The organism is Archangium sp. (assembly GCF_036389735.1).
GTDB lineage: Bacteria > Myxococcota > Myxococcia > Myxococcales > Myxococcaceae > Archangium.
The window spans coordinates 1-20,973 of the sequence record NZ_DASVWK010000726.1 but is presented as its reverse complement, the minus strand read 5'-3'; the positions used below and the strand labels follow the sequence as shown (position 1 = coordinate 20,973).

The following is a 20,973-nucleotide window of genomic DNA, read 5'->3' as shown; positions in this document are numbered from 1 at the left end:
GGGGAAGGAGAGGGCGCGGTAGAACTTCAGCGAGGAGATCATCTGCGTCACCCGCTCGGCGTCCGCGCGCAGCTCCACGGGCCGCACCAGCTTCCACGACTTGTCGGCGGTGGTGCGCTCCAGGGTGTAGGCGTTCTTGCGTGCCTTCACCTCGATGCGCAGCAGCGAGGGCTCCTCCACGGAGAACACCGTGTGATCGCGCCAGTCGTTGGTGTGCTTCTCGATCGCGTGGCGAAGCGAGCCATTGGCGATGTACACGCGCGGGTCGCCATCGCGGCGCAGGTACACCGAGCCATCGAAGGTGTTCTCCAGGCCGGTGTGGAACGTCAGCGTGCGCTGGCGTGCCGGGTCCTGCGCGCCGCCGCCCTGGGCATCGGGCACGTAGGCCCTGGCCGAGACGGAGGCCTTGGGCGGCTTGAGGCCGTAGCGCTCCAGGTCCGCGTCGGTGGGGTTCTCCTCCAGGGTGGCCCGGAACTTCGTGCTGGCGAGCTGGGTGAGCAGGGTGTCCACGAGGTTCTTCTCCGCCCGCGCGGGCACCGGCGAGGTGACGCGCCAGACGCCCTCCTGGAGCTCCATCACCGTCGTGGACTGGAGGGCCTCCACGGTGAGGGCGGTGAAGACGGGGGCGGAGGAGTCGCCACCATCCTCGGGGCCCTGGGTGACGAAGAGCGTCTGCTCCACGTCCTTGCGCTGGGTCTCCTTCTCGTCCGGCTTCATCACGCCGAAGTAGGCATAGAGACCGAGCCCGCCGGCCGCGAGGGCGGCGAGGAGCAACGAGACGAGGTTCTTGTTCTGGGCGTTCACTTGTTGCGCCTCGAGAGCCAGATGGCCAGCCCCACGCCGAGCAGCGACAGGGGCAGCAGGTCGGTGGATACGAAACGGATGCGCTGGAGCATGTCCGCATCCAGCTGGAGGGTGGAGGCGGCGCGGTCCGGCGGGCGGATGGTGATCTTCTCCACCTGCTGGGTGGCCCAGCCGAGCGCGTTCATCACCAGGTTGCGGTTGCCCTCGTGGCCCCAGTTGGAGTCCAGGAGAAGTTCCGAGTCGCCCACCACCACGAGCCGGGCCTCGTTGAAGCGCTGGCCCGGCACGCCCGAGGTATTGCGCGTGCTGGCCGCCACGAGGGTGAGCTGGCCGGCCTTCTCGCCCTGGCTGGGCGTCGGCTTGTCATCGGGCGTGGTCTCCACCCAGCCAAAGGGCGAGGTGAGGAGCACCGTCTCCGGCTTCACGCCCGCGGCCAGTCCCGTGGTCAGCACGTTGATGCTGCGCGCGGTGGGCAGCTCGATGTTGAGCTGGCGCTGGCGCAGGGGCCGGGCGATGTCATGGCCGCCGTAGAACATCGAGAGGACGACGTAGGGGCTGCCGCTGTTGAACTGCGCATCGGCGACCACGCCCTCGTCCAGCTCCAGGCCGTACTCGGCGAAGAGCTGGTCCAGATGCGGGCCCGGCGCCCCATAGGCCTCGGCGAAGTAGACCAGCCGGCCACCGGCGGCCAGGTAGCCGCGCAACGACTCCACCTCCGCCACGTTGAAGGGCGCCTTGGCTCCGGCGATGACCACCAGCGCGGCGTCCTCGGGTACCGTGGTGCCGCCCCCCAGGTTCAGCTCCCGGGTGGCGTAGCCCTCCTGGGCGAGCTGCCGCTTGAGCTCGGAGAGGGTGGTGGCCCGCTGAGGGGTCGTGCCCGGCTTGCTGGGGAGGGGATCCAACATCCACTCGCCGTGGCCCACCACGAAGTACACCTGCTGATCGCTCACCTTCGTCAGCTTGTAGATGGCGTTGGTGAGCGCGTCCTCGCCGATGACGTTGATCGAGGTGTGGGCCTCGTCGACGCCCTCGCCGCGCACCAGCACCACCGTCGTCTGACCCTCCCGCAGCTCGTACTTCGCCGTGAGGTCCGGGTGGCGCCGTGGATCCTTGAACGAGTACTCGAATTTCTCCGGTGCCAGTTGGTGGTAGCGCTCCAGCGACTCCTGGAGGGCCTCGTAGGCGGGATGGTCCGGCTGCACGAAGACGATGGCGCGTACCTTCTCCTTGAGACCCTGGAGCGTGGCCACCGTCTGGGGCGAGAGCGTGAAGATCTTCTGCTCGGTCAGGTCCCAGCGCTGGTTCTTCTTGAAGGCGATGTAGTTGATCGCCACCAGGGCGCACAGCGTCACCGCCACCATCAAGGACGCGCTGGCGAAGAAGAAGCTGGAGCGCCGGGTGGCGAACTGACCGAACTGCTTGAAGTTGGTGGCGAAGTACAGGCCCACCAGCACCGCGCCGGCGATCGCCTTGGTGGCGAAGAGGGCGACGGAGCCCGAGGTGAGGAAGAGGGTGAAGGGGCTGGAGAGCAGCAGGAGCAGTCCGAAGGCCCCCAGGATCTTGCCGATGTTGGCCGCTTTCATTGGCGTCCTCGCGGGCCCGTCAGGCCCACCGCTGTGCTTCCACCGTGCGGTGGCTGAGCACCAGGGAGAAGAAGATGACGGACAGGAAGAAGACGAGCGTCTTCAGGTCCAGCACGCCGCGCAGCATGCCCTGCAGTTGCGCGTCGAAGGACAGGTAGCTGAGCAAGGAGCGCACCGGCTCCTCGGTGCCCTGGGCCAGCCCACGCAGCAGCATCCACGGCAGCAGCACCGCGAAGGTGAGCAGGGCGGCCACCATCTGGCTCTCCGTCAGCGCGGAGATGAACATGCCGATGGCCATGCACGTGGCGCCCCACAGCAGCAGCCCGCCGTAGCCCAGCAGCACCGTCTTCCACTCCAGCGCGCTGCCGCTGTCGCTCTGGCCGAGGAACGTCAGCATCAGCGGGAAGAGGATGGTGAGCCCCAGCGTGGCGGAGATGACGCCCAGGCCGCCCAGGTACTTGCCCAGCACGATGTCCAGCGGCCGGACGGGCGCCGTCATCAGCAGCTCGAACGTCTTGTTGCGCTTCTCCTCGGCGAACAGCCGCATGGAGAGGAAGGGCGCCACGAAGAGCGTGATGATCATCACGGTGCTCCAGAAGGGCACCATCACGCCGTCGGTGAGGTTGCGGAACTCGGCCCGGGTGCTGTCCCAGCCGAACATGCGCGCCATCTCCTGGGCGCGCTGGAACTCGTAGAGCATGCTGACGAAGAAGAACGACGAGATGGCCAGCATGGCCGTGAAGACCGCGTAGGCCCACGGCGTGGTGAAGTAGATGGACAGTTCCTTGCGGGCGATCGCCAGCGCGGTGCGCATGGGGTCCTCCGAAATCGGGAAGCGCGAGACACGGGGCCGTCAGGCCGCGGTCAGCTTGATGAAGATCTCCTCGAGGGACACGTTCTCCGACTGGCCGCCGTGCGCGCGCGCCAGCTTGCGGAGGTTGTCATAGGCCACCACCCGGCCCTGGTTGATGATGAGTACCTTCTCGCAGGTCATCGTCACCTCGGGGAGGATGTGGGTGGAGAGGATGACGGTGTGCTTGCCCGCCAGCCCCTTGATGAGGGCACGCACCTCGGCGCGCTGGGTGGGATCCAACCCCTCGGTGGGCTCGTCGAGGATGAGGACGGGCGGGGAGCCGAGCAGGGCCTGGGCGATGCCCACCCGCTGCTTGTAGCCCTTGGAGAGGTTCTGGATGACGCGGCCCATCACGTCCGTCAGGCCGGTGAGGCCGCCCACCCGCTCCAGCTCGGCACGCATGCCGCGCCCGGGCAGGCCCTTGAGCGAGGCCACGAACTTCAGGTAGCCCGTCACCGTCATCTCCGGGTAGAGCGGCGGCGTCTCCGGCAGGTAGCCGATGCGCCGCTTCACCTCCAGCGGCTGCTCGAAGACGTCGAAGCCGGCCACCTTCGCCACGCCCTCGGAAGGGGGCAGGAAGCCGGTGAGGATCTTCATGGTGGTGGACTTGCCCGCACCGTTCGGGCCGAGGAAGCCGAGGATCTCCCCCTCGCCGACCGAGAAGTTGAGGCCCTCCACCGCGACCCGGTCCCGGTATCGCTTGGTGAGGTTCTTGACCTCGATCATCGGTGTCTCAGGTTTCTTCGCCATGGAAAGACTCCCTCCCACCCGACAAGGCAGGCAGCCGAGCGGCTCGAGGCATCGACGGTCGGTGGCGGGCCTTGTGCATGAGGTGGTTCCACTGTGTCTCGGCGGACACGCCTGGCAGGGTACCGCGTACCCCTCGCCGGCCCCTAGGAACAACGCAACGGGTGCTTTATGCCGATCGTGGTCCAGAAGTACGGCGGCTCATCGGTCGCCGGTGTGGAGAAGATCCGACAGGTCGCACTCCGAGTGAAGGCGACCAGGGAGCGGGGCTACCAGGTGGTGGTGGTGGTGTCGGCGATGGGAGACACCACGGACGAGCTGCTGGCGCTGGCGAAGAAGGTATCGCCGGACCCGGCCCGGCGCGAGCTGGACATGTTGCTCACCTGTGGGGAGCGCATCTCCATGGCGCTGCTGTCCATGGCGCTCCAGGAGCTGGGGGTGCCGGCCATCAGCTTCACGGGGAGCCAGAGCGGCATCATCACCAATGACGCGCACTCGCAGGCACGCATCGTGGAGGTGCGGCCGTACCGCATCCAGGACGAGCTGGAGTACGGCAAGGTGGTCATCGTCGCCGGGTACCAGGGCGTCTCGTACAAGAAGGAGGTGACGACGCTGGGGCGAGGGGGCTCGGACACGACGGCGGTGGCGCTGGCGGCGGCGTTGAACGCGGAGTCGTGTGAAATCTACTCGGACGTGGACGGCATCTTCAGCGCGGATCCGCGGGTGGTGCCGGAGGCGCGCAAGCTGGACACGCTCTCGTACGACGAGATGCAGGAGCTGGCGAGCGCCGGGGCGAAGGTGCTGAACGCGCAGGCGGTGGAGTTCGCGAAGGCCAAGGGCATCGTCATCCTGGCGCGCACGGCGCACGGGCAGGGGAGTGGGACGGCGGTGCAGGAGTACGTGGCGCCGGCGGACACGCGGGTGAGGGGCGTGACGGCGGAGGCGGAGATGGCGGTGCTGGCGGCCTCGGGGGGAGAGGTCCGGCTGCCGGAGCTGCTGGAGTTCCTGGACGCGCGAGGGGTGCGCGGCAGGGCGCTGGCCTTCGACGGGCTGCTGGAGCGGGAGGGGCGGACCTTCATCGCGGTGCCGTTGCAGGACGTGCACGGGCTGGCGGTGCTGAAGCGGGACGTGGCGGCGCGCTTCGGGGCGGCGGTGTCGCTCCAGGAGGAGGTGGGGACGGTGACGGCGGTGGGGGCCGGGCTCAACGCGGACTGGAGCTACCTGCGGCGGGCCCTGGGCGTGGCGGAGGAGCTGGGCGCGAAGGTGCACGCGGTCCACACCTCTCCGCTCCAGCTCACGATGCTCGTGGACAAGGCCTTCCTCAAACCCCTCACGGCGCGGTTGCACCGGGAGTTTCTCGGGGCGTGACCCCGCTTTCAGTCGCAGTCGACCATGAGCGGTGTGTGTTGTTGTCCTACATCATTCATGGTCGACTACTGAGGAAGGGAAGCGGAATCTGTCCCGAAGTCGGCCCCAGGCAGGGTGGATCACTTCCCACACTGTGCCTCGTGCTTACCCTCGCACCCCGGGGGAGGAGTGGAGGCAGGCATGGGCAAGGGTGGACGGATCATCGGGGTGTTGGCTTCCGTGCTGTGCTTGCTGGGGCTGGTGGGAGGGTGTGAGGACTCCAACCCAGGGACGGGAGGAACGGGCGGGGGTGGGCGGGAGACTCCACCGCTCCAGCGCCCGGATGGCGGACCTCCCGACATGGCGGATGGGGGGACGACGGAGCCCCCGGACCCCGAGGCGGACGCGGGGGTGCCGCCGCCGCCCCATGACGCCGACGCCATCCGCAAGGAGAACGCGCGCCAGGGGACGAAGGCGTGGCGCATCACCCGAGGGGCGAACCAGAGCGAGATCGAGGGCTACGCGCTCGTCTCCACGGTGACGCAGGGGGAGCGGGTCCCCATCGCGGTGTCGGTGACGGGGACGCCGCGCAAGTTCACCTGGGAGGTGTACCGGCTCGGCTATTACGGGGGGCTGGGAGGCCGGGAGGTGTCGCGCGGAGGACCGCTCCAGGCGGTGCCGCAGGCGCCGTGCCCGGCGCAGCGCCCCACGGGCATCGTCGCCTGTGACTGGACGCCGACCCTGGAGCTGCAGACGAACGCGCAGTGGGTGCGCGGGGTGTATCTGGTGAAGCTGGTGCGCGACGACGGCTACCAGCGCTACGTGCCCTTCTTCGTGAGGGATGCGCTGCCGCGCTCGGAGGTGACGGTGCTCATCCCGACGACCACGTGGGCGGCCTACAACACGTGGGGCGGCACGAGCCTCTACGACGACAAGTTCCGCGTCACCGGGAAGGGGAGGGCCTTCCAGTCCTCGTTCGATCGGCCCTACTACCGGGGCCAGGGCTCGGGGCACCTGCTGGACGATGAGCAGGGGCTCATCATGTGGCTGGAGGCGCAGGGGCTGGACGTGGCCTACGTGCCGAACGAGGAGCTGGACCGGAGCGGTGCCGCGCTGCGCGAGGCGAAGGTGCTGGTGATGTCCGGGCACGACGAGTACTGGACGCGCACGCTGCGAGACCGGGCGGACAAGGCGGTGGCCGAGGGGCGGTCGATCATCAACCTCGGGGCGAACCAGGCGTACTGGCAGGTGCGGCTCGAGCCGGCGGCGGATGGTCGGCCGAGGCGGATCGTCACCTGCTACAAGGGCGACGCGGCGGATCCGGTGGGGGTGAGGAGCCCGGATCGGACGTCGAAGTTCAGGGACCTGGCGGTGCCGCGCCCGGAGAACGCGCTGTTGGGGGTGATGTTCTCCAGCCGCTGGCACCAGTTCGCCTTCCCGACGGTCATCACGAACGAGGACCACTGGGCGTTCGCGGGGACGGGGCTGCGCAACGGGGACACGCTGTGGAAGGCCAACGGCTACGAGCAGGACCAGGTGGTGGCCAACGGCCACTCGCCGGAGGGGCTGGAGGTCCTGGCCGAGTCCCCCGCGCTGTCGCTCCAGGGGGCGTTCGGCTTCGGGCAGATGGTGCTGTTCCGCAAGGGGAACGCGTGGGTGTTCTCGGCGGGAGGCGTGGACTTCGTGCACACGCTGGGGACGAGCGACGCGGCGGATCCGCGTGCGGCGCGCCTGGTGGCGAACGTCCTCTTCCGCGCGCTGGGGCGGTCGGTGCCGAAGGAGCTGGTGGTGCTGCCGACGACGCCGATGCAGCGCCCGCGAGGCCCGTTCGCCGTCGAGGTGCGGACGGTGGCGGGGCAGGCGGGGCGGCGCGGAGACCAGGATGGCGAGGCGGGGCGGGGGCTGCTGGCCGCGCCGGTGGCGGTGGCGGTGCTGCCCGGGGGCGGCTGGGCGGTGGCGGACGCGCTGGCCAACAAGGTGAAGCGGGTGGCGCCGGACGGGAGCATCTCGACGCTCTCTCCGGTGCGGCTCAACGGCCCACTGGGGATCGCCGCGGACGCGCAGGGCAACGTCTACGTGTCCGACTCGGACAACTACTGCATCCGCCGGATCGCTCCGGACGGGACGACGACGGTATTCGCGGGAGCGATGTCGGAGGCGGGGCTGGTGGACGGGCCCGCGGCGCAGGCGCGCTTCAACCAGCCGGCGGGGCTGCACATCACGCCGCAGGGGGAGCTGCTGGTGGCGGACCTGGGCAATGGTGTCATCCGGAGCATCAACCTGCTGGCCCCGGACAGCCCGGTGACGACGCTGCCGGCGAACCTGTGGCTGTACCGGCCCTCGGCGGTGGCGGCGGGGGCGGACGGGACGGTGTACGTGGTGGAGACGGGAATGTCGCGCGTGGTGGCGCTGCGCAACGGCACGGTGAGCGTGGTGGCGGGTGCGCCGCCGGGAGGCTTCGCGGACGGGACGCCGGAGAACGCGCGGATGCTGCCCTACCTGGGCATCGCGGTGCTCCCGGACGGGAGCGTGGCGGTGTCGGATCCGGGCAACTACCGGGTGCGGCGCATCACTCCGGCGGGGGTGTCGACGCTGGTGGGCTCGGGCCGTTTCGGGGCGCGCAATGGGGCCGGGGAAGAGGCGGAGCTCGTGCTGCCGGCGGGCCTCGCGGTGGGCCCGGACGGGACGCTGTACGTGGCGGACTCGGGCAACGCGCTGCTGCGCGCCATCACCCCGTGACCGCTGGCCAGGTAGGTCGCCACCTCACCGCTGCTACAGCGTCGTGCGTCGAAGCGCATCCTCGAGTGACCGCGGCGCGCGACCGGCGAGCCGTTCGACGTCGCCCGTCGTCACATCGAAGCCGCCCGTGGCCCACATGTCCTGGATACTGAGAACGGCATCCACGACAAACGGGGGCAATCCCGCGGCCGCGAGCCCCTGGCGGTACTGGTCGACGCTCACGGCGGCGAAGCTGAAGCTCTTGCCTGTCACCTTCGCGACCAACGAAGCGCGCGCCGCGCCATCGAGCGCCGCCGGGCCGGTCGCCTGGTAGATGGCGCCGTGGTGACCCTGACCGACGAGGATACCTGCCGCCGCCGCGGCGACGTCGTCCCGCGCGACGAAGTTGACCGGCGCGTTCGACGTGGCCGCATGAATGCCGCGAGACAGCGACATTCGAACTTCATTGACGAACGACTCGGCGTAGTAGGCCATCCGAAGGATGGTCCACTTCTTCGCCAGACGCATCAGGGCTTGCTCCGGAAGGAAGTAGCTCTGCCAGAGGTGCGGGACCTCGGCCGACCTCGTCCCGAGCGCCGACGTGTAGACGACGTGTTCAACGCCTGCATCGACGGCACGCTGGATCGCGTCGTGTCCCTGCGCCGCTCGAACCCCGGGACGCATGTCGCTCGAAGGGATGATGAGCAGTCGGTCGAGGCCCGTGAACGCCTTGGTGAGGGAGTCGGGTTGATCGAAGTCGCCGAATCGCGCTTCGATGCCGAGCGCACGCACCTTCTCAGGCGTCCGCGAGATGCCGACGAGCTGCGCGTTCGGCGCGCGTGTCTTCAACTCCGCGACCGTCGCCGCGCCAAGATGCCCACTCGCCCCACTGATTCCGATTTTCATGAGGATGTCCTTCCGGTTGCCTTGCGCACGATCGGTGCGACTTTCATTGCGACGAATCGTCGGCGAGCCTGACCATCACGAGCCGCGCGGCGCGAGCGGCGCCTGACGGTACCGGCCCCACGCGACGAACGCGGCCGCCGAGCCAAGCACCAGGTTGAAAGCGATGGCGTTGAACTCACCCCTCATCAGGTGAAACACGCTCGCGAGCGCCATCACCGTCACGAGCCCAGCCGCCGCCAGCGGTGTGAGCCTCGGCCGGACCCGCGTGACGGACGGAAGGACGAGACCCAGCGCGCCGAGAAACTCCGCCGTTCCGATGAACCGGACGAGGCCCGGCGGGACCGCACCGGGCCAGACGAGCTTCTGCGCGAGCTCGGCGATGGGCTGCGTGGTCTTCATGACGCCGGCCAACCCGAACATGAGGGCGAGGACGATCTGCGCCATCCACAGACCGATGTTGAGGCCCCGGCCAGCGGGACGGACGACCGATGGAACGATGTTCGCGCTTTGCATGCGACGGACTATGCGGGGCCGTGGCTTCCCCCACAAGACGCAACGGTGCAATGTACCAGTGCATGAGCGTAACAATCGATGTGGCGCTGCTCGCGGTTTTCGTGGAGGTCGCCGATGGGGCGAGCTTCTCCGCGGCGGCCCGTACCCTCGGGACGACCACGGCGACGGTGAGCCGCGGCATCGCGAAGCTCGAGGAGTCCGTCGGCTCGAGGCTGTTCTATCGAACGACGCGGCGGGTCTCGCTGACCACCGCGGGAATGGCGCTTTACGAGCGAACCGCCGCGCACGTGCGGGCCCTGTCTCACGCCACGAGGGAATTGCCCGAGCACCAGAGCGAGCCGGCCGGCACCCTCAAGCTCACCGCGCCCTATGACCTCGGCGCGACGTTCCTCGGCAGCGTGATTTCGCGCTTCATCGCGCTCTACCCGAAGGTGCAAGTGCAGGCGGAGTTCAGCAGCCGCGTGGTCGACATCGCAGCCGAGGGATTCGATGTCGCGATCCGTGGTGACAGCGGCCAGCACAAGGACACCTCGCTCACGGCGCGACGGCTCGTCCAACGAGGTGAGCTCAGCCTGTACGCGGCGCCCAGTTACCTCGCGCGGCGTGGCAGCCCTCGGGGTCTCGCGTCGCCCGAACACGACTGGCTGGTGGCGGGCCCACTGCGTCGCGCGTTCGACTTTCCCGCAACGCTCACTCCGAGAGTTGCCGCGAACGATTTCCTCTTCCTGCGCGGTGTCGCGGCGTCGGGCGGGGGGATCGCTACATTGCCCTTGTTCATCGCGCAGCCGTACGTCGCGAGCGGCGAACTCGTGCGCGTCCTTCCCTCGGTCCGTGTGAACGTCGGCGGGCTGGTGCTGCTCTACTCATCGACACGGCCGCTCGCGCGCAAGGTCGCGGCGTTTCGCGATTTCTTGGTGGAGGTCACCCAGAGGGAGTGGGTGGGCTGAGTCGGCGGGGCTTCTCGCCGGTCGCATGCGACAGAAGCGGTGCATGCCACTCCGCAGCGGTAGAAGGGGTGGCCCTCCTTGATGAGGGCTCGCACCATTCCGCCACCAGCACAGACTTCCGAGGCTTCCGGGTTCTTTTTCTCGCGACGGGGTCAGCGCCCCGAGCGCCCGCCACCGGGAGGCGGGCTCGGCCGGGGCTCCAGCTCCTGGCGCATGCGGCGCTGATCCGGGGTCGTCTCCTTGGGGAACTCCACGAAGCTGCACATCTCGCACAGCCGGCTGTAGATGCGCTCCCCCACGCGCTCGCGCAGCAGCTCCACCTCGCGCGCCGCGGTCTTCGCGTCCTCGGTGGAGCGGTAGCCGCTGGGAGCGGCGGCGCGAGTGCCGCGGCGCTCGGGCTCCAGCGAATGGTTCGTCGCGAAGAGCGTCGTGCGGCCCGCGTTGTAGCGCCGGGCGATCAGCTCATCGAGCGTCTCCATCTCGAAGGGGCTGCCGCGCCCCTTGCCCAGCTCGTCGATGGCCAGCACCTCCACCTCCGAGAGCGGGCCGATGATCTCCCCGCCGCTCTTGCCCTCCTGGAAGCCACGCCGGATGGTGGCGTAGAGCAGGGAGATCTCCACGTACCGGGCCTCCAGCCCCACCTCGAGCACCAGATGCTTGAGGGTGGCCGCGAGCAGGTGCGTCTTCCCGGTGCCCACCGGGCCGCTCAGGATGAAGCCCTTGTTCGTCCCCGTCTTCGTCTTCTCGAAGTGGTGGGCGAAGTGCATGGCCAGGTTGCGCGCCCGGTCCTGCGCCTCGTTGAAGGCGCGGTAGTTCTCGAAGCCCGAGTGCGCCACCACTCCGGGCAGCCCCACCTCGTTGAAGTGGGCCAGGCGCTTCTCCCGCCGCTGGCACACGCACGGCACCAGCACCTCGTAGCGCTTGGGGCCCACCTTCGCGCTGAAGGTCTCCTCGCGCACCTCATACGAGTACCCGCGCCCGTCACACAGGCCGCAGCGCACCGAGCACGTGCACACCCGCGCGTGCGCGCGATCCCCGCGCCGCTCGATGAGGTACGTCCGCCCCCCACACTCGCCACACACCTCGCCGTTCGCCTTGGTGACCATGATGCTACAGGGCAATAGCAGAGCGCCCCGACGTTCGTCAGCAGGCTACACGGGCGTACAGGCGCCTTCCCTCTAGGAATCCATCAGCCCCAGGCGCCGGCGCACCGCCGCCAGCAGCCGGAAGCGCCGGGACAACTTCCGCGCGCGCAAGGACATGTACTGCTGGTCCGGGTCCTCGCCCCGGGCCGAGCGCCACAACCCCCGCCGCTCGGAGTAGGGCAGGGCGCGCAGCAACAGCAGTCCCACCAGCGTCTGCTGCTCCTCCATCCGCGCGAAGTCCGCGGGCACCTCGTGCAGCACGGACTCCATCAACTGGCCGACACATGGCGCCAGCACCGGCTCCACCTCCGCCAGCCGCTCCAGGGAAGCCCTCAGCTGCGCATGCCGCTGCTCCTCCCAACTGCGCGTCCGGGCCGAGCGCCGGGAGTTCTCACCGCCCTCGCCCGCCACGCGCTCGCGGTGCTTCTTGATCTCCGTCTCCACCTGCTTGCGGCAGGCCCGGAGGCTGCGCAGCACCGGCTCTCCGGGGCGCGCGTCCCACAGCGCCTTCTCGGCCGAGCGGGCGATGCCCCGCGCCACCACTTCGAAGGGAACCCCCTGCTCGGCCCAGGACGTCAAAAGCTCCGTATCCAGCGCGGACAGCATCAGTCCGCTGCCGCGCATCGCGAGGAAGTAGTCCTGCACCAGCTCCTCGAAGCTGGCGCTCTCGGGCAGGAGGCTCATGAATCGTTACATCTCCCAGGTGGGCGTCCAGACGGTCGGGCGCAAGACTCCCCCTTACCAGCGGGGGCTGACATCGCAACCTGCAGGACGGTTTTCGCACAGCCTTCCTGGAATCTTTCCGGCTGGCTCCCAGCAGGGCGGCCTGCCCTACGGGCCCTGTTGACCCCTCCCAAGGCACCGCGCATAGTGCGCCCCCTCCAGATGGAAATTCCCGAAGAGTCCCGGATACTTGCCCAGCGGGCAGACATGCCGGGGGGTCGACCCCAGCAGAGGAAACCCATGCGCCGCACGCTTCTCCTCAGCCTCCTGCTCCTGGCCTCCGTCGCCAACGCCCAGGACAAGAAAGCGCCGCGCGACGCCAACCTCGGCAAGAAGAGTTCCACGGCCGTGGTGGACAAGTCGCTCGCTGGCGACATCAGTCGCAAGAAGGAGAAGCAGGAGAACGCGCCTGCTCTCCAATACGACCAGTTCCGGCTCGGCGTGGAGGGGCAGGTCGCCTCCAAGCGTCGCGAGCAGATCGAGTCGCTCAAGAAGATCATCTCCCTCTCGGCGGATCAGAAGGAGCAGCCCTCGCTGCTCTTCCGCCTGGGCGAGCTGTACTGGGAGGAGTCGAAGTTCTACTTCTTCGAGGCGAACCGCAAGGACGACGAGCTCATCGACGCGATGAACCGCGGTGACACCGCGGCCCAGAATCGCGCCAAGGCGGGCAAGGCCGAGCTGCTCACGCGGATGAAGCAGTACGGCAAGCTCGCCCTCGAGCAGTACACGAAGATCGTCCAGGAGTACCCGGACTTCGAGCGCTCGGACGAGGTGCTCTTCTTCCTCGGCACCTACCTCATGGAGGACGGCCAGGATCGCAAGGCGCTGGTGGCCTTCAAGCGCCTGGTGGAGAAGCACCCCAAGTCCAAGTACCTGCCGGACGCCTACCTGGCCTTCGGCGAGTACTACTTCAACAACTCGAAGGGCAAGCGCGAGGACCTGGAGAAGGCGCTCGCCGCCTACAAGAAGGCCGCCGAGTTCCCCGAGAGCCAGGTGTACGCCTTCGCCCTGTACAAGCAGGGCTGGTGCTACTTCAACCTGTCCGACTACCAGAACGCCAAGGACAAGTGGAAGACGGTGGTCCTCTACGGCGAGCTGGCCGGCGCGCAGGCGCTGGAGAAGGACGGCGGCAAGGGCAAGAAGGGCCACTCGCTGGCTCGCGAGGCGCGCACCGACTACGTCCGTGCCTACGCGCGCGAGGGCGACGTGATGATCGCCCGGGAGGACTTCTCCAAGGTCGCCACCAACCCGGATGACCGCTTCGCGATGATGCGGACGCTGGCGAACATGTACTACGGCGATGGCAAGGACCGCGAGGCGGCCATCACCTACAACGCCCTCATCAAGGAGAAGCCGCTGTCGCCCGAGGCGCCCGGCTTCCAGGGCCGCATCGTCGACATCGTCCTGCGCATGGGCAACAAGGATCGCACCGTCACGCAGGTGCGCCGGCTCGTGAAGATCATGAAGGAGGTCGAGTCCTCCGGCGTCATCAAGGACGACAAGGACAAGAAGGCCCTGGCCGAGGCGAAGGATCTGGCCGAGCGCACCCTGTCCAACCTGGCCGTCACCTGGCACAACGAGGCCAAGAAGACGCGCGAGGAGGCCACGTTCGGGTACGCCGACATGATCTACTCGGACTACCTGACGCTCTTCCCGGACAGCACCAAGGCGTACGACCTGCGCTTCTTCTGGGCCGAGCTCCTCAACGACAACCTCCAGAAGTTCGACAAGGCCGCCGCCAACTACACCCTGGTGCTCCTCCAGGACGCCAAGATTCTCGACGCCAAGGACGAGAAGGGCCAGCCCAAGCCGGGCAAGCCGGGCAAGTGGCTGAGCAACGCCGCCTACAACGCGGTGCTCGCCTATGACGAAGTGGTCAAGGACGCCGAGTCCAAGGGCGTCTTCAAGGACGACGTCAGCAAGGACATCCGCAAGAAGGCCGGCATCCCGCAGCTGAAGAAGGACCTGCTGGAGGCCTGCGAGCGCTACCTCAAGTACGTGGCCAAGGGTGACAAGCGGGTGGAGATCGCCTTCAAGGCGGCCAACATCTACTACCGCCACAACCACTTCGACGAGGCGGTGCTGCGCTTCAGCGAGATCGCGCTGGGCAACCCGGACTACAAGTTCGAGACGGGTGAGCGCGCCGGGGAAATCGCCGCCAACCTCATCCTGGACTCGTACAACCTGCTTGAGGACTGGGCGAAGGTGAACGAGTGGGCGCGTCGCTTCTACGGCAACGAGAAGCTCGCCACCGGCAAGTTCCGCGACGAGCTCTCCAAGGTCATCGAGCAGTCGTCCTTCAAGCTGGTGAGCCAGCTGGAGGCGAAGAACCAGTTCGCCAAGGCGGCCGAGGCCTACCTGTCCTTCGTGGCGGACTTCCCGCAGACGGAGATCGCCGACGTGGCGCTCTTCAACGCCTCGGTGGACTACTACAAGGCGAAGATGCTGGATAAGGCCATCCAGGTCCGCCAGCGCATCATCGAGCAGTACCCCTCGTCGCGCTTCGTGCCGGAGTGCATCTACAACAACGCGGAGGCGCTGGAGGCCATTGGTGACTTCCAGGAGTCCGCGGACGTGTACGAGCAGTACGTGCGCGGCTACGAGGCCAGTCTGACGGGTGGCAAGGCGGTGCTGGCCAAGAAGGCGCCCGCCAAGAAGGGCAAGGGCAAGGCGGCCTCCCCGGTGGTGTCCGACAAGCCGGGCAAGCCGCAGAAGTGGGAGGAGTCCAAGGCCCAGGTGGCGCTCTTCAACGCGGCCACCTACCGCGAGGGTCTCGGCCAGTTCAAGCAGGCGCTGACCCTGCGCGAGCGCTACCTGATGCTCTGGCCCAAGGCCAAGGACGCCGAGGACATCTTCCTGTCCATCATCGACCTGTACGAGAAGATGGGTAACTACATGAAGGCCATCGGGCAGCTGGAGGAGTACGAGCGCCAGTACATGCGCAGCCCCAGCAAGTTCCTCATGGCCGAGGGCCGCATCGTCGACATCTACGAGAACAAGCTGCGCCGCGCCAAGGACACCGAGCGCCTCTACGGCCGCATCCTCGACTACTACGAGAAGCTGCCGCGCCGCATCCAGCAGTCGCTCGAGAAGTCGGCCATCGAGCCCGTGGCGCGCGCCCAGTTCCGCAGCGTGGAGCCGGACTACCAGTTCTACGCGCGGCTGAAGCTCTCCTGGGGTCGTCCGCCCAGCCCGGACAAGCTCAAGGGCTCCATCAAGGACAAGAACGACTCGCGGGACGTGGTGCAGAAGAAGTACGTGCAGACGGTGTCGCTCGGCGCCGCCGAGCCCGCCATCTGCGCCCTGCACCGCATCGGCCTCATCTACGACAACTTCGCCGACAAGATCTCCAACGCTCCCATGCCCCCGGGCATCGACGAGGAGACGGAGATGGCCTTGCGCGACGAGTTCAACAACCAGGCCACGCCTCTCAAGGAGCAGGCCGCCGAGGCCTTCACCAGCGCGGTGGCCAAGAGCCAAGAGCTGGACGTGTTCAACGACTGCGCGGCCCAGAGTCTGAAGATGCTGCGCGACACCTACCGCCCCGAGCAGTTCCCGACGATGTTCGAGGAGAAGGTGACCCTCTCCAAGGGACGTGACCTGGTCATCGGTGGGGATCTGCTCGCCGCCATCCAGGACGTGCCGCCGCCCGTCGTCGAGGCGTCCTCGTCCGACCAGGACAAGGTCCAGGAGGCGACCGAGGACGTGTCGGATCTCGCCAAGCGGCTCCAGCAGCAGACGGCGACCCAAGTTGATGGCCCGGCCGCGCCCACCAAGGAGGGCACGCCCAAGAAGAAGGCCGGGACGGATGAGCAGGAGCCGGAGGACTTCCTCTAATGAATCGCCCCCCCATGATGCGTTCACTCCTCCTGGCCGCGCTCGCGGCGCTGTTCGCCGCGGGCTGCACGGGCTCCAAGGCCACCGGTCCGACCGGCTCCAGCACCGGCACCTCCGGTACCAAGACCGGGACGGGCAAGGCCAATGAGCCGCCGCCCATCTCCAACCGCGCCAAGCTCCTCTTCGAGGATGCGCTGAGCGCCTTCGAGGCCCAGAAGAAGGCCAACGCCTTCGACTACCCGTCGCTCGAGCGCAAGTTCAAGGCCGCCCTGGACGCGGACCCGAACGTGGCCGAGGCCGAGTACAACCTGGGTGTCATCTCCGAGCGCCAGGGCAACACGAAGGAGGCCATCTCCCACTACCAGGCGGCCCTCAAGAAGAAGCCCACGCTGCGCCAGGCCTCGGAGAACCTGGCCGTCATCGCGCAGAACGCGGGCGACATCGCCGGCGCGGTGGCGCTCTACCAGGGCATCCTCAAGGTCTTCCCGGATGACGGCAGCAGCCGCGCCCGTCTCGCGGAGATCTACCGGCAGACGGGTGACCACGAGAAGGCCATGGAGTTCGCGCGCGCCGCCCTCATGCGCGAGCCCCAGTCCGTCACCGCCTACAAGGTGATGATGCGCAGCTACCTGGAGCGCAAGCAGCTCACCATGGCCAAGCTGGTGGCGCTGCGCGCGATGAAGATCGACCAGAACGATCCCGAGCTGCACCACACCATCGGCCTCATCCTCCTGCAGGAGGAGAAGAAGGACGGGGCGCGCGGGTCGTTCAAGCGCGCCATCGAGGTCCGTGCCGACTACGTGCCCGCGCACGTGATGATGGCGCAGCTGGCGCTCGAGGTGGAGGACTACCCCGCCGCCGAGGAGCACCTGCGCCGCATCCTCCAGGCCGACAGCAAGAACGCCGCCGCGCACCTCAACCTCGGCATCGCCTACAAGGGCCAGGGTCAGCTCGACAAGGCCATGCAGGAGTACGACGAGGCGGAGAAGCTGGATCCGAAGCTGTCCGCCATCTACTTCAACCGCGGCGTCATCCTGCACCGCAACAAGGGCGCCCCGGAGCGGGCCATCGAGCTGTATCGCAAATACATCTCCCTGGCCGGGGGCGAGGTTGCCCTCAACGCCGAGCATCCTATCTTCGGGCTGCTGCGCGAGGCGGAAACCATCGTCCAGGCCCAGAACGAGGCCAAGGCCCAGGAGGAGCAGCAGAAGAAGCTGGAGGAGCTCCAGAAGGCGCAGCAGGCGCTGATGAAGGAAGAGGACGGCAAGGGCACCGTGGCCCCCGCCTCGGGCTCCGACGCTCCGGCGGAGAACCAGCCCGCCGGGGGGACTCAGCCCGCCGGCGACGCCCAGCCCGCCGCCAACCCGCCCGCCTCGGGCGAGCCGAAGCAGCCCGCCGCGGCGCCTCAGCAGAAGAATCCAGGCAAGGCGGATCCCGCCGAGCCGGCGGATGACCTCTTCTGACGGTGGCAGTAGCGAGGGTGCTGGGAATGATGCGAATCTTCATCCGCTGGTGCCGGAATCCGGTGTCGGCGGATGTGATGCGGGGACCCCAGAGGGGAAACCGCACGGAGGCAGTCATGCGGAATCTCCTGATGCTGTGTGCAGTGCTCGCGGTGGGACCGGCGTTCGCCCAGGACGAGGATTCGTCGAGCGGTGGTGGTGGTGGGGCGAGGGCGGCCGGCGGTGGTGGTGGCAAGGCCAAGGCTGGCCCCCAGACCATCGACTTCGAGGACGACACCATCGAGGGTGACCTCACCAAGCCCGACGGCGAGTACGTCGAGGCGCGCAGCAAGGTCCAGCACTCCAATCTCATCCGTATCCGCGAGGACTTCGAGGACAAGGTGATGCAGTCGGTGGGCGAATTGTGAAGATCGTTGGGAACCCACTGACGAACGCGTTGTCCTAGAGATCGCCGAAAGCCAACTGGGGAATTTCAATGCCCGTCCCTCTGACACTCAAGGTCTTCAAGGGCGACACGCTCGTCACCTCGAAGGACTTCGAGCGCGACATCATCAAGATCGGCCGTCTCGCCTCCGCGCACCTGTGCCTGGAGGATGAGAAGGTCAGCCGCATCCACTCCGTCATCGAGGTCGCCGCCGACGGCAGCCTGTCCATCATCGACATGGGCAGCGTCGAGGGCACCTACGTCAACGGCAAGCGCGTCAACAAGGGACAGCTGTCCTTCGGTGACGAGATCAAGGTGGGTGCCACCACCCTGCGCCTGGAGAACCCGGCCGCCGTCGCCACGGTGAATCTGGCCGTGGCCGCGAGCACCGCCCCGGCTCCGGCCGCGACGGTCCCGGTGCCCACCGAGACCTCGCTGGCCGCGGGCCTCGCCCAGGCCGCCTCTCCGGCTCCGACCGCCGTGGCTCCGGTTCCCGTGGCCCCGGTGGCCGCTCCCGTGCAGAGGGCCGTCGCGGCCCCGCAGCCGGTGGCGGCTCCCGTGGAGCACACCCCCGAGGCCGAGCCCGCTCCGCGCGTGCGCCGGGTGGCGCGCAAGGGCAGCGGTCCGCTCGGACTGGGCCTGCACTTCATGTGGGGCGACCAGCGCGTGGGCGAGTTCTTCCTCGCGCCGGGCAAGAAGCACGTCTTCACCGTCGGCTCCGCCAAGGGCGTCCACTTCATCATGGGCGACGCCAAGCTGGGCGGCGAGAGCTTCGAGGTGGTGCGCGCGGACGGTCAGTCCTTCACCGTGCGCTTCACCGGCAAGATGAAGGGCGAGCTCACCCGCAAGGGCGAGACGATGGACCTCAAGGCCGTCATCGAGTCCGGCAAGGCCACCCACGAGGGCGAGGCGTACTCGCTCACCCTGAAGGAGGAGGATCTCCTCTCGGTGGATCTGGGCGGCGTGACGCTGGAGGCCGTCTTCGAGGCGGTCCCCAAGCGCGCCTGGGCTCCGCTGGGCGAGGCGATGGACTTCGCCGTCGTCAACATCTTCCTGGTGATGTTCTTCCTCGCCTCGCTGTTCGTCATCGCCGCGGCCAACCACGCCGCGGCCGGTGAGGAGTACGCGGACGAACTGGCGGGCAGCGACGCGCGCATCGCCAAGCTCATCGTCAAGGCTCCCGAGACCCAGAAGAACAAGTTCCTCGAGAAGCTCAACCAGCAGAAGGCGGAGAAGCAGGCCGAGAAGGCCGCCAAGGCGAAGAAGGACGAGGGGCAGATGGGGAAGAAGGAAGCCCCCAAGCAGAACGCCCACGCCACCAACCAGGGCAAGCCCGACAAGAAGGAGCAGGCCAAGAACATGGCCGCGAAGATCTTCGGCGGCAAGGGTGGCGCCGCGAGCCTCTTCGGAGGTGGCGGCCTCGGTGGTGACCTGAAGAGCGCCATGGGCAACATGTTCGGCGCCAAGGGTGGCACCTCCGGCGGCTTCGGCGGCCTGGGTCTGAAGGGCGGCGGCGGTGGTGGCGGTGGTGGCGGTGACACCATCGGCATCGGCGCGGTCGGCACCAAGGGCCGTGGCGGCGGTATGGGTGGTTACGGCTCCGGCGTGGGCGGGCTGGGCGGCAAGCAGAGCGTGGACGTGGGCATCGCGGCCGACGAGGCCACGGTGACGGGCTCGCTCGACAAGGAGCTCATCCGCCAGGTCATCATCCGCAACCGCGGGCAGATCCGTTACTGCTACGAGAGCCTCCTCAACCGCTTCCCGAAGCTGGGCGGCAAGGTGGCCATCCGCTTCACCATCGCCTCCGAGGGCAACGTGGTCACCTCCAGCGTGGCCCAGTCCACCGCGGGCAACTCGGAGCTGGAGCAGTGCGTGGCCGGTCGCGTCCGCACCTGGCAGTTCCCCAAGCCCAAGGGCGGTGGCTCGGTGGTCGTGACCTACCCGTTCCTCTTCAAGGCGGCCGGCGAGTAGCCTTCCGCTGCTGAATGAAAAGCTGCAGATGGGCGGTTCCGTTGTCCCGGGGCCGCCCATCTTGCTTTTTGGCACTGGCGTCCGTGCGCTGCTGGGCTAACGTCCGCCCACGCATGAAAGCCCTCACCCCCTTCGTCGTTTGTGCCGCCCTGGCGATTCCCGCGCTCGCGAACGCGCAGGCCGCCGGTGACAGGCCGGCCGAGACCTTCGAGGAGATCGAGCGCGGGCTGTACTTCTCCGTGCTCGGTGGCCCCTACTTCGTCGTCAATCCGCCCGCGCCCGCCGACACCCCGCGTCCCTTCTCGCCCGGGCAGATCGCCCAGGTGGAGGTGGGGGTGGACATCGGCCAACGCCTCTCCGTGGGCGCGTTCGTGATGGTGGCGTCCAACCGCGCCGGCTCGGAATATGTGGGCAACTCGGGGGGCGCGGCCTCCGGCGACTTCTCCATGCTGGTGCCCGGCGCCCTGGCGCGCCTCCAACTGGTGGGGCTCGCCGATGTCCAGGGCGTGCAGCGCACGTGGATCTACCTGCGCGGCGGTGCCGGCTATGCCCTGTTTCGTCCCAAGCAGCTCCTGCCGGAGTCCGACATTCTGGTGTTCGCCGGCCCGGGAGTGGAGTACTACACGCGCCTGCGTCACTTCTCGGTGGGTATCGAGGTGACGGGGACGTTCCTCGTACAGTCTCAGTCAATCGGGTTCGCGGTGATGCCGAACCTTCGCTACGCGTTCTAGCGGGAGAGTCACGTGCCTCAGGAGAATGGAAGCGGTGGGCCGCGCGGTGGTGGGCGGGGTGGTCCCCCCGGCCAGGGTCCGCGCCGGGACGGTCCGGGTGGTGGTTTTGGTGGTCGCGATGGTGGCGGTCGGGGTGGCGGCCGGGGTGATGGCCCCCGCAGCGGCGGCCGGGGTCGCGATCGGGATGCGGGCCCCGTCGGTCCGGGCCAGCGCGTCATCGCTGATTTGAGCACCCTGGAGAAGGCGCTGGGCAAGAGCGAT

General features: G+C 68.2%; 16 protein-coding genes and 1 pseudogene. 9 read left to right on the top strand and 8 right to left on the bottom strand.

Annotated features, from left to right (window positions below):
- From VF794_RS25750 to VF794_RS25735, 4 genes are all read right to left on the bottom strand, one after another.
- Nucleotides 1-804 (bottom strand): DUF4340 domain-containing protein (locus tag VF794_RS25750; protein WP_331114842.1); only part of this gene is annotated, 804 nt, incomplete at its 3' end.
- Nucleotides 801-2,387 carry a GldG family protein gene (locus VF794_RS25745; protein WP_331114840.1) on the bottom strand — a complete coding sequence of 529 codons (1,587 nt, stop codon included), beginning with the start codon at nucleotides 2,385-2,387 and terminating at the stop codon, nucleotides 801-803. The genes VF794_RS25750 and VF794_RS25745, both read right to left, overlap by 4 nt.
- Nucleotides 2,388-2,406: 19 nt before the next feature.
- Complete coding sequence (locus VF794_RS25740; RefSeq protein WP_331114838.1) at nucleotides 2,407-3,201, bottom strand: ABC transporter permease; 795 nt, start codon at nucleotides 3,199-3,201, stop codon at nucleotides 2,407-2,409.
- Between the two features lie 39 nt (nucleotides 3,202-3,240).
- A complete protein-coding gene (locus VF794_RS25735; RefSeq protein WP_331114844.1) occupies nucleotides 3,241-3,966 on the bottom strand; it encodes an ABC transporter ATP-binding protein in 726 nt (241 codons plus the stop codon).
- 192 nt (nucleotides 3,967-4,158) lie between these two features.
- Between VF794_RS25735 and VF794_RS25730 the strand changes: the two genes are divergently transcribed.
- Both VF794_RS25730 and VF794_RS25725 read left to right on the top strand, forming a co-directional pair.
- Nucleotides 4,159-5,355 carry an aspartate kinase gene (locus VF794_RS25730; protein ID WP_331114836.1) on the top strand — a complete coding sequence of 399 codons (1,197 nt, stop codon included), beginning with the start codon at nucleotides 4,159-4,161 and terminating at the stop codon, nucleotides 5,353-5,355.
- A 180-nt stretch (nucleotides 5,356-5,535) separates the two neighbouring features.
- On the top strand, nucleotides 5,536-8,073 hold the full coding sequence (locus VF794_RS25725) for a N,N-dimethylformamidase beta subunit family domain-containing protein (protein WP_331114834.1): 2,538 nt from the start codon (nucleotides 5,536-5,538) through the stop codon (nucleotides 8,071-8,073).
- Nucleotides 8,074-8,106: 33 nt separating this feature from the next.
- Here the strand turns inward: VF794_RS25725 and VF794_RS25720 are convergent, their stop codons facing one another.
- A complete protein-coding gene (locus VF794_RS25720) occupies nucleotides 8,107-8,958 on the bottom strand; it encodes an NAD(P)H-binding protein (protein ID WP_331114832.1) in 852 nt (283 codons plus the stop codon).
- A 75-nt stretch (nucleotides 8,959-9,033) separates the two neighbouring features.
- The gene (locus tag VF794_RS25715) at nucleotides 9,034-9,471 is read right to left on the bottom strand and encodes a DoxX family protein (RefSeq protein WP_331114830.1); all 438 of its coding nucleotides are present in this window, start codon (nucleotides 9,469-9,471) and stop codon (nucleotides 9,034-9,036) included.
- Between the two features lie 62 nt (nucleotides 9,472-9,533).
- Here VF794_RS25715 and VF794_RS25710 point away from each other — a divergent pair, with 62 nt between their 5' ends.
- On the top strand, nucleotides 9,534-10,418 hold the full coding sequence (locus tag VF794_RS25710) for a LysR family transcriptional regulator (protein WP_331114829.1): 885 nt from the start codon (nucleotides 9,534-9,536) through the stop codon (nucleotides 10,416-10,418).
- A 152-nt stretch (nucleotides 10,419-10,570) separates the two neighbouring features.
- Here VF794_RS25710 and VF794_RS25705 read toward each other — a convergent pair whose 3' ends face one another.
- Both VF794_RS25705 and VF794_RS25700 read right to left on the bottom strand, forming a co-directional pair.
- The gene (locus VF794_RS25705; protein WP_331114827.1) at nucleotides 10,571-11,524 is read right to left on the bottom strand and encodes an ATP-binding protein; all 954 of its coding nucleotides are present in this window, start codon (nucleotides 11,522-11,524) and stop codon (nucleotides 10,571-10,573) included.
- Nucleotides 11,525-11,596: 72 nt separating this feature from the next.
- Complete coding sequence (locus VF794_RS25700) at nucleotides 11,597-12,247, bottom strand: hypothetical protein (RefSeq protein ID WP_331114825.1); 651 nt, start codon at nucleotides 12,245-12,247, stop codon at nucleotides 11,597-11,599.
- Between the two features lie 279 nt (nucleotides 12,248-12,526).
- Here VF794_RS25700 and VF794_RS25695 point away from each other — a divergent pair, with 279 nt between their 5' ends.
- From VF794_RS25695 to VF794_RS25670, 6 genes and pseudogenes are all read left to right on the top strand, one after another.
- A complete protein-coding gene (locus tag VF794_RS25695) occupies nucleotides 12,527-16,123 on the top strand; it encodes a tetratricopeptide repeat protein (RefSeq protein ID WP_331114823.1) in 3,597 nt (1,198 codons plus the stop codon).
- Nucleotides 16,123-17,586, top strand: a complete 1,464-nt coding sequence (gene gltE / locus VF794_RS25690) for an adventurous gliding motility TPR repeat lipoprotein GltE (protein WP_331114821.1) — start codon at nucleotides 16,123-16,125, stop codon at nucleotides 17,584-17,586. The genes VF794_RS25695 and gltE overlap by 1 nt, the downstream gene beginning before the upstream one ends.
- A 116-nt stretch (nucleotides 17,587-17,702) precedes the next feature.
- Nucleotides 17,703-17,993 carry an adventurous gliding motility protein CglF gene (cglF, locus tag VF794_RS25685; RefSeq protein ID WP_331114819.1) on the top strand — a complete coding sequence of 97 codons (291 nt, stop codon included), beginning with the start codon at nucleotides 17,703-17,705 and terminating at the stop codon, nucleotides 17,991-17,993.
- Nucleotides 17,994-18,061: 68 nt separating this feature from the next.
- Nucleotides 18,062-19,981 carry an adventurous gliding motility protein GltG gene (gene gltG, locus VF794_RS25680; RefSeq protein ID WP_331114817.1) on the top strand — a complete coding sequence of 640 codons (1,920 nt, stop codon included), beginning with the start codon at nucleotides 18,062-18,064 and terminating at the stop codon, nucleotides 19,979-19,981.
- A gap of 113 nt (nucleotides 19,982-20,094) precedes the next feature.
- On the top strand, nucleotides 20,095-20,712 hold the full coding sequence (gene cglE / locus VF794_RS25675; protein ID WP_331114815.1) for an adventurous gliding motility protein CglE: 618 nt from the start codon (nucleotides 20,095-20,097) through the stop codon (nucleotides 20,710-20,712).
- A 12-nt stretch (nucleotides 20,713-20,724) separates the two neighbouring features.
- Nucleotides 20,725-20,973 (top strand): annotated as a pseudogene (locus VF794_RS25670) (DEAD/DEAH box helicase); the annotation flags it as partial.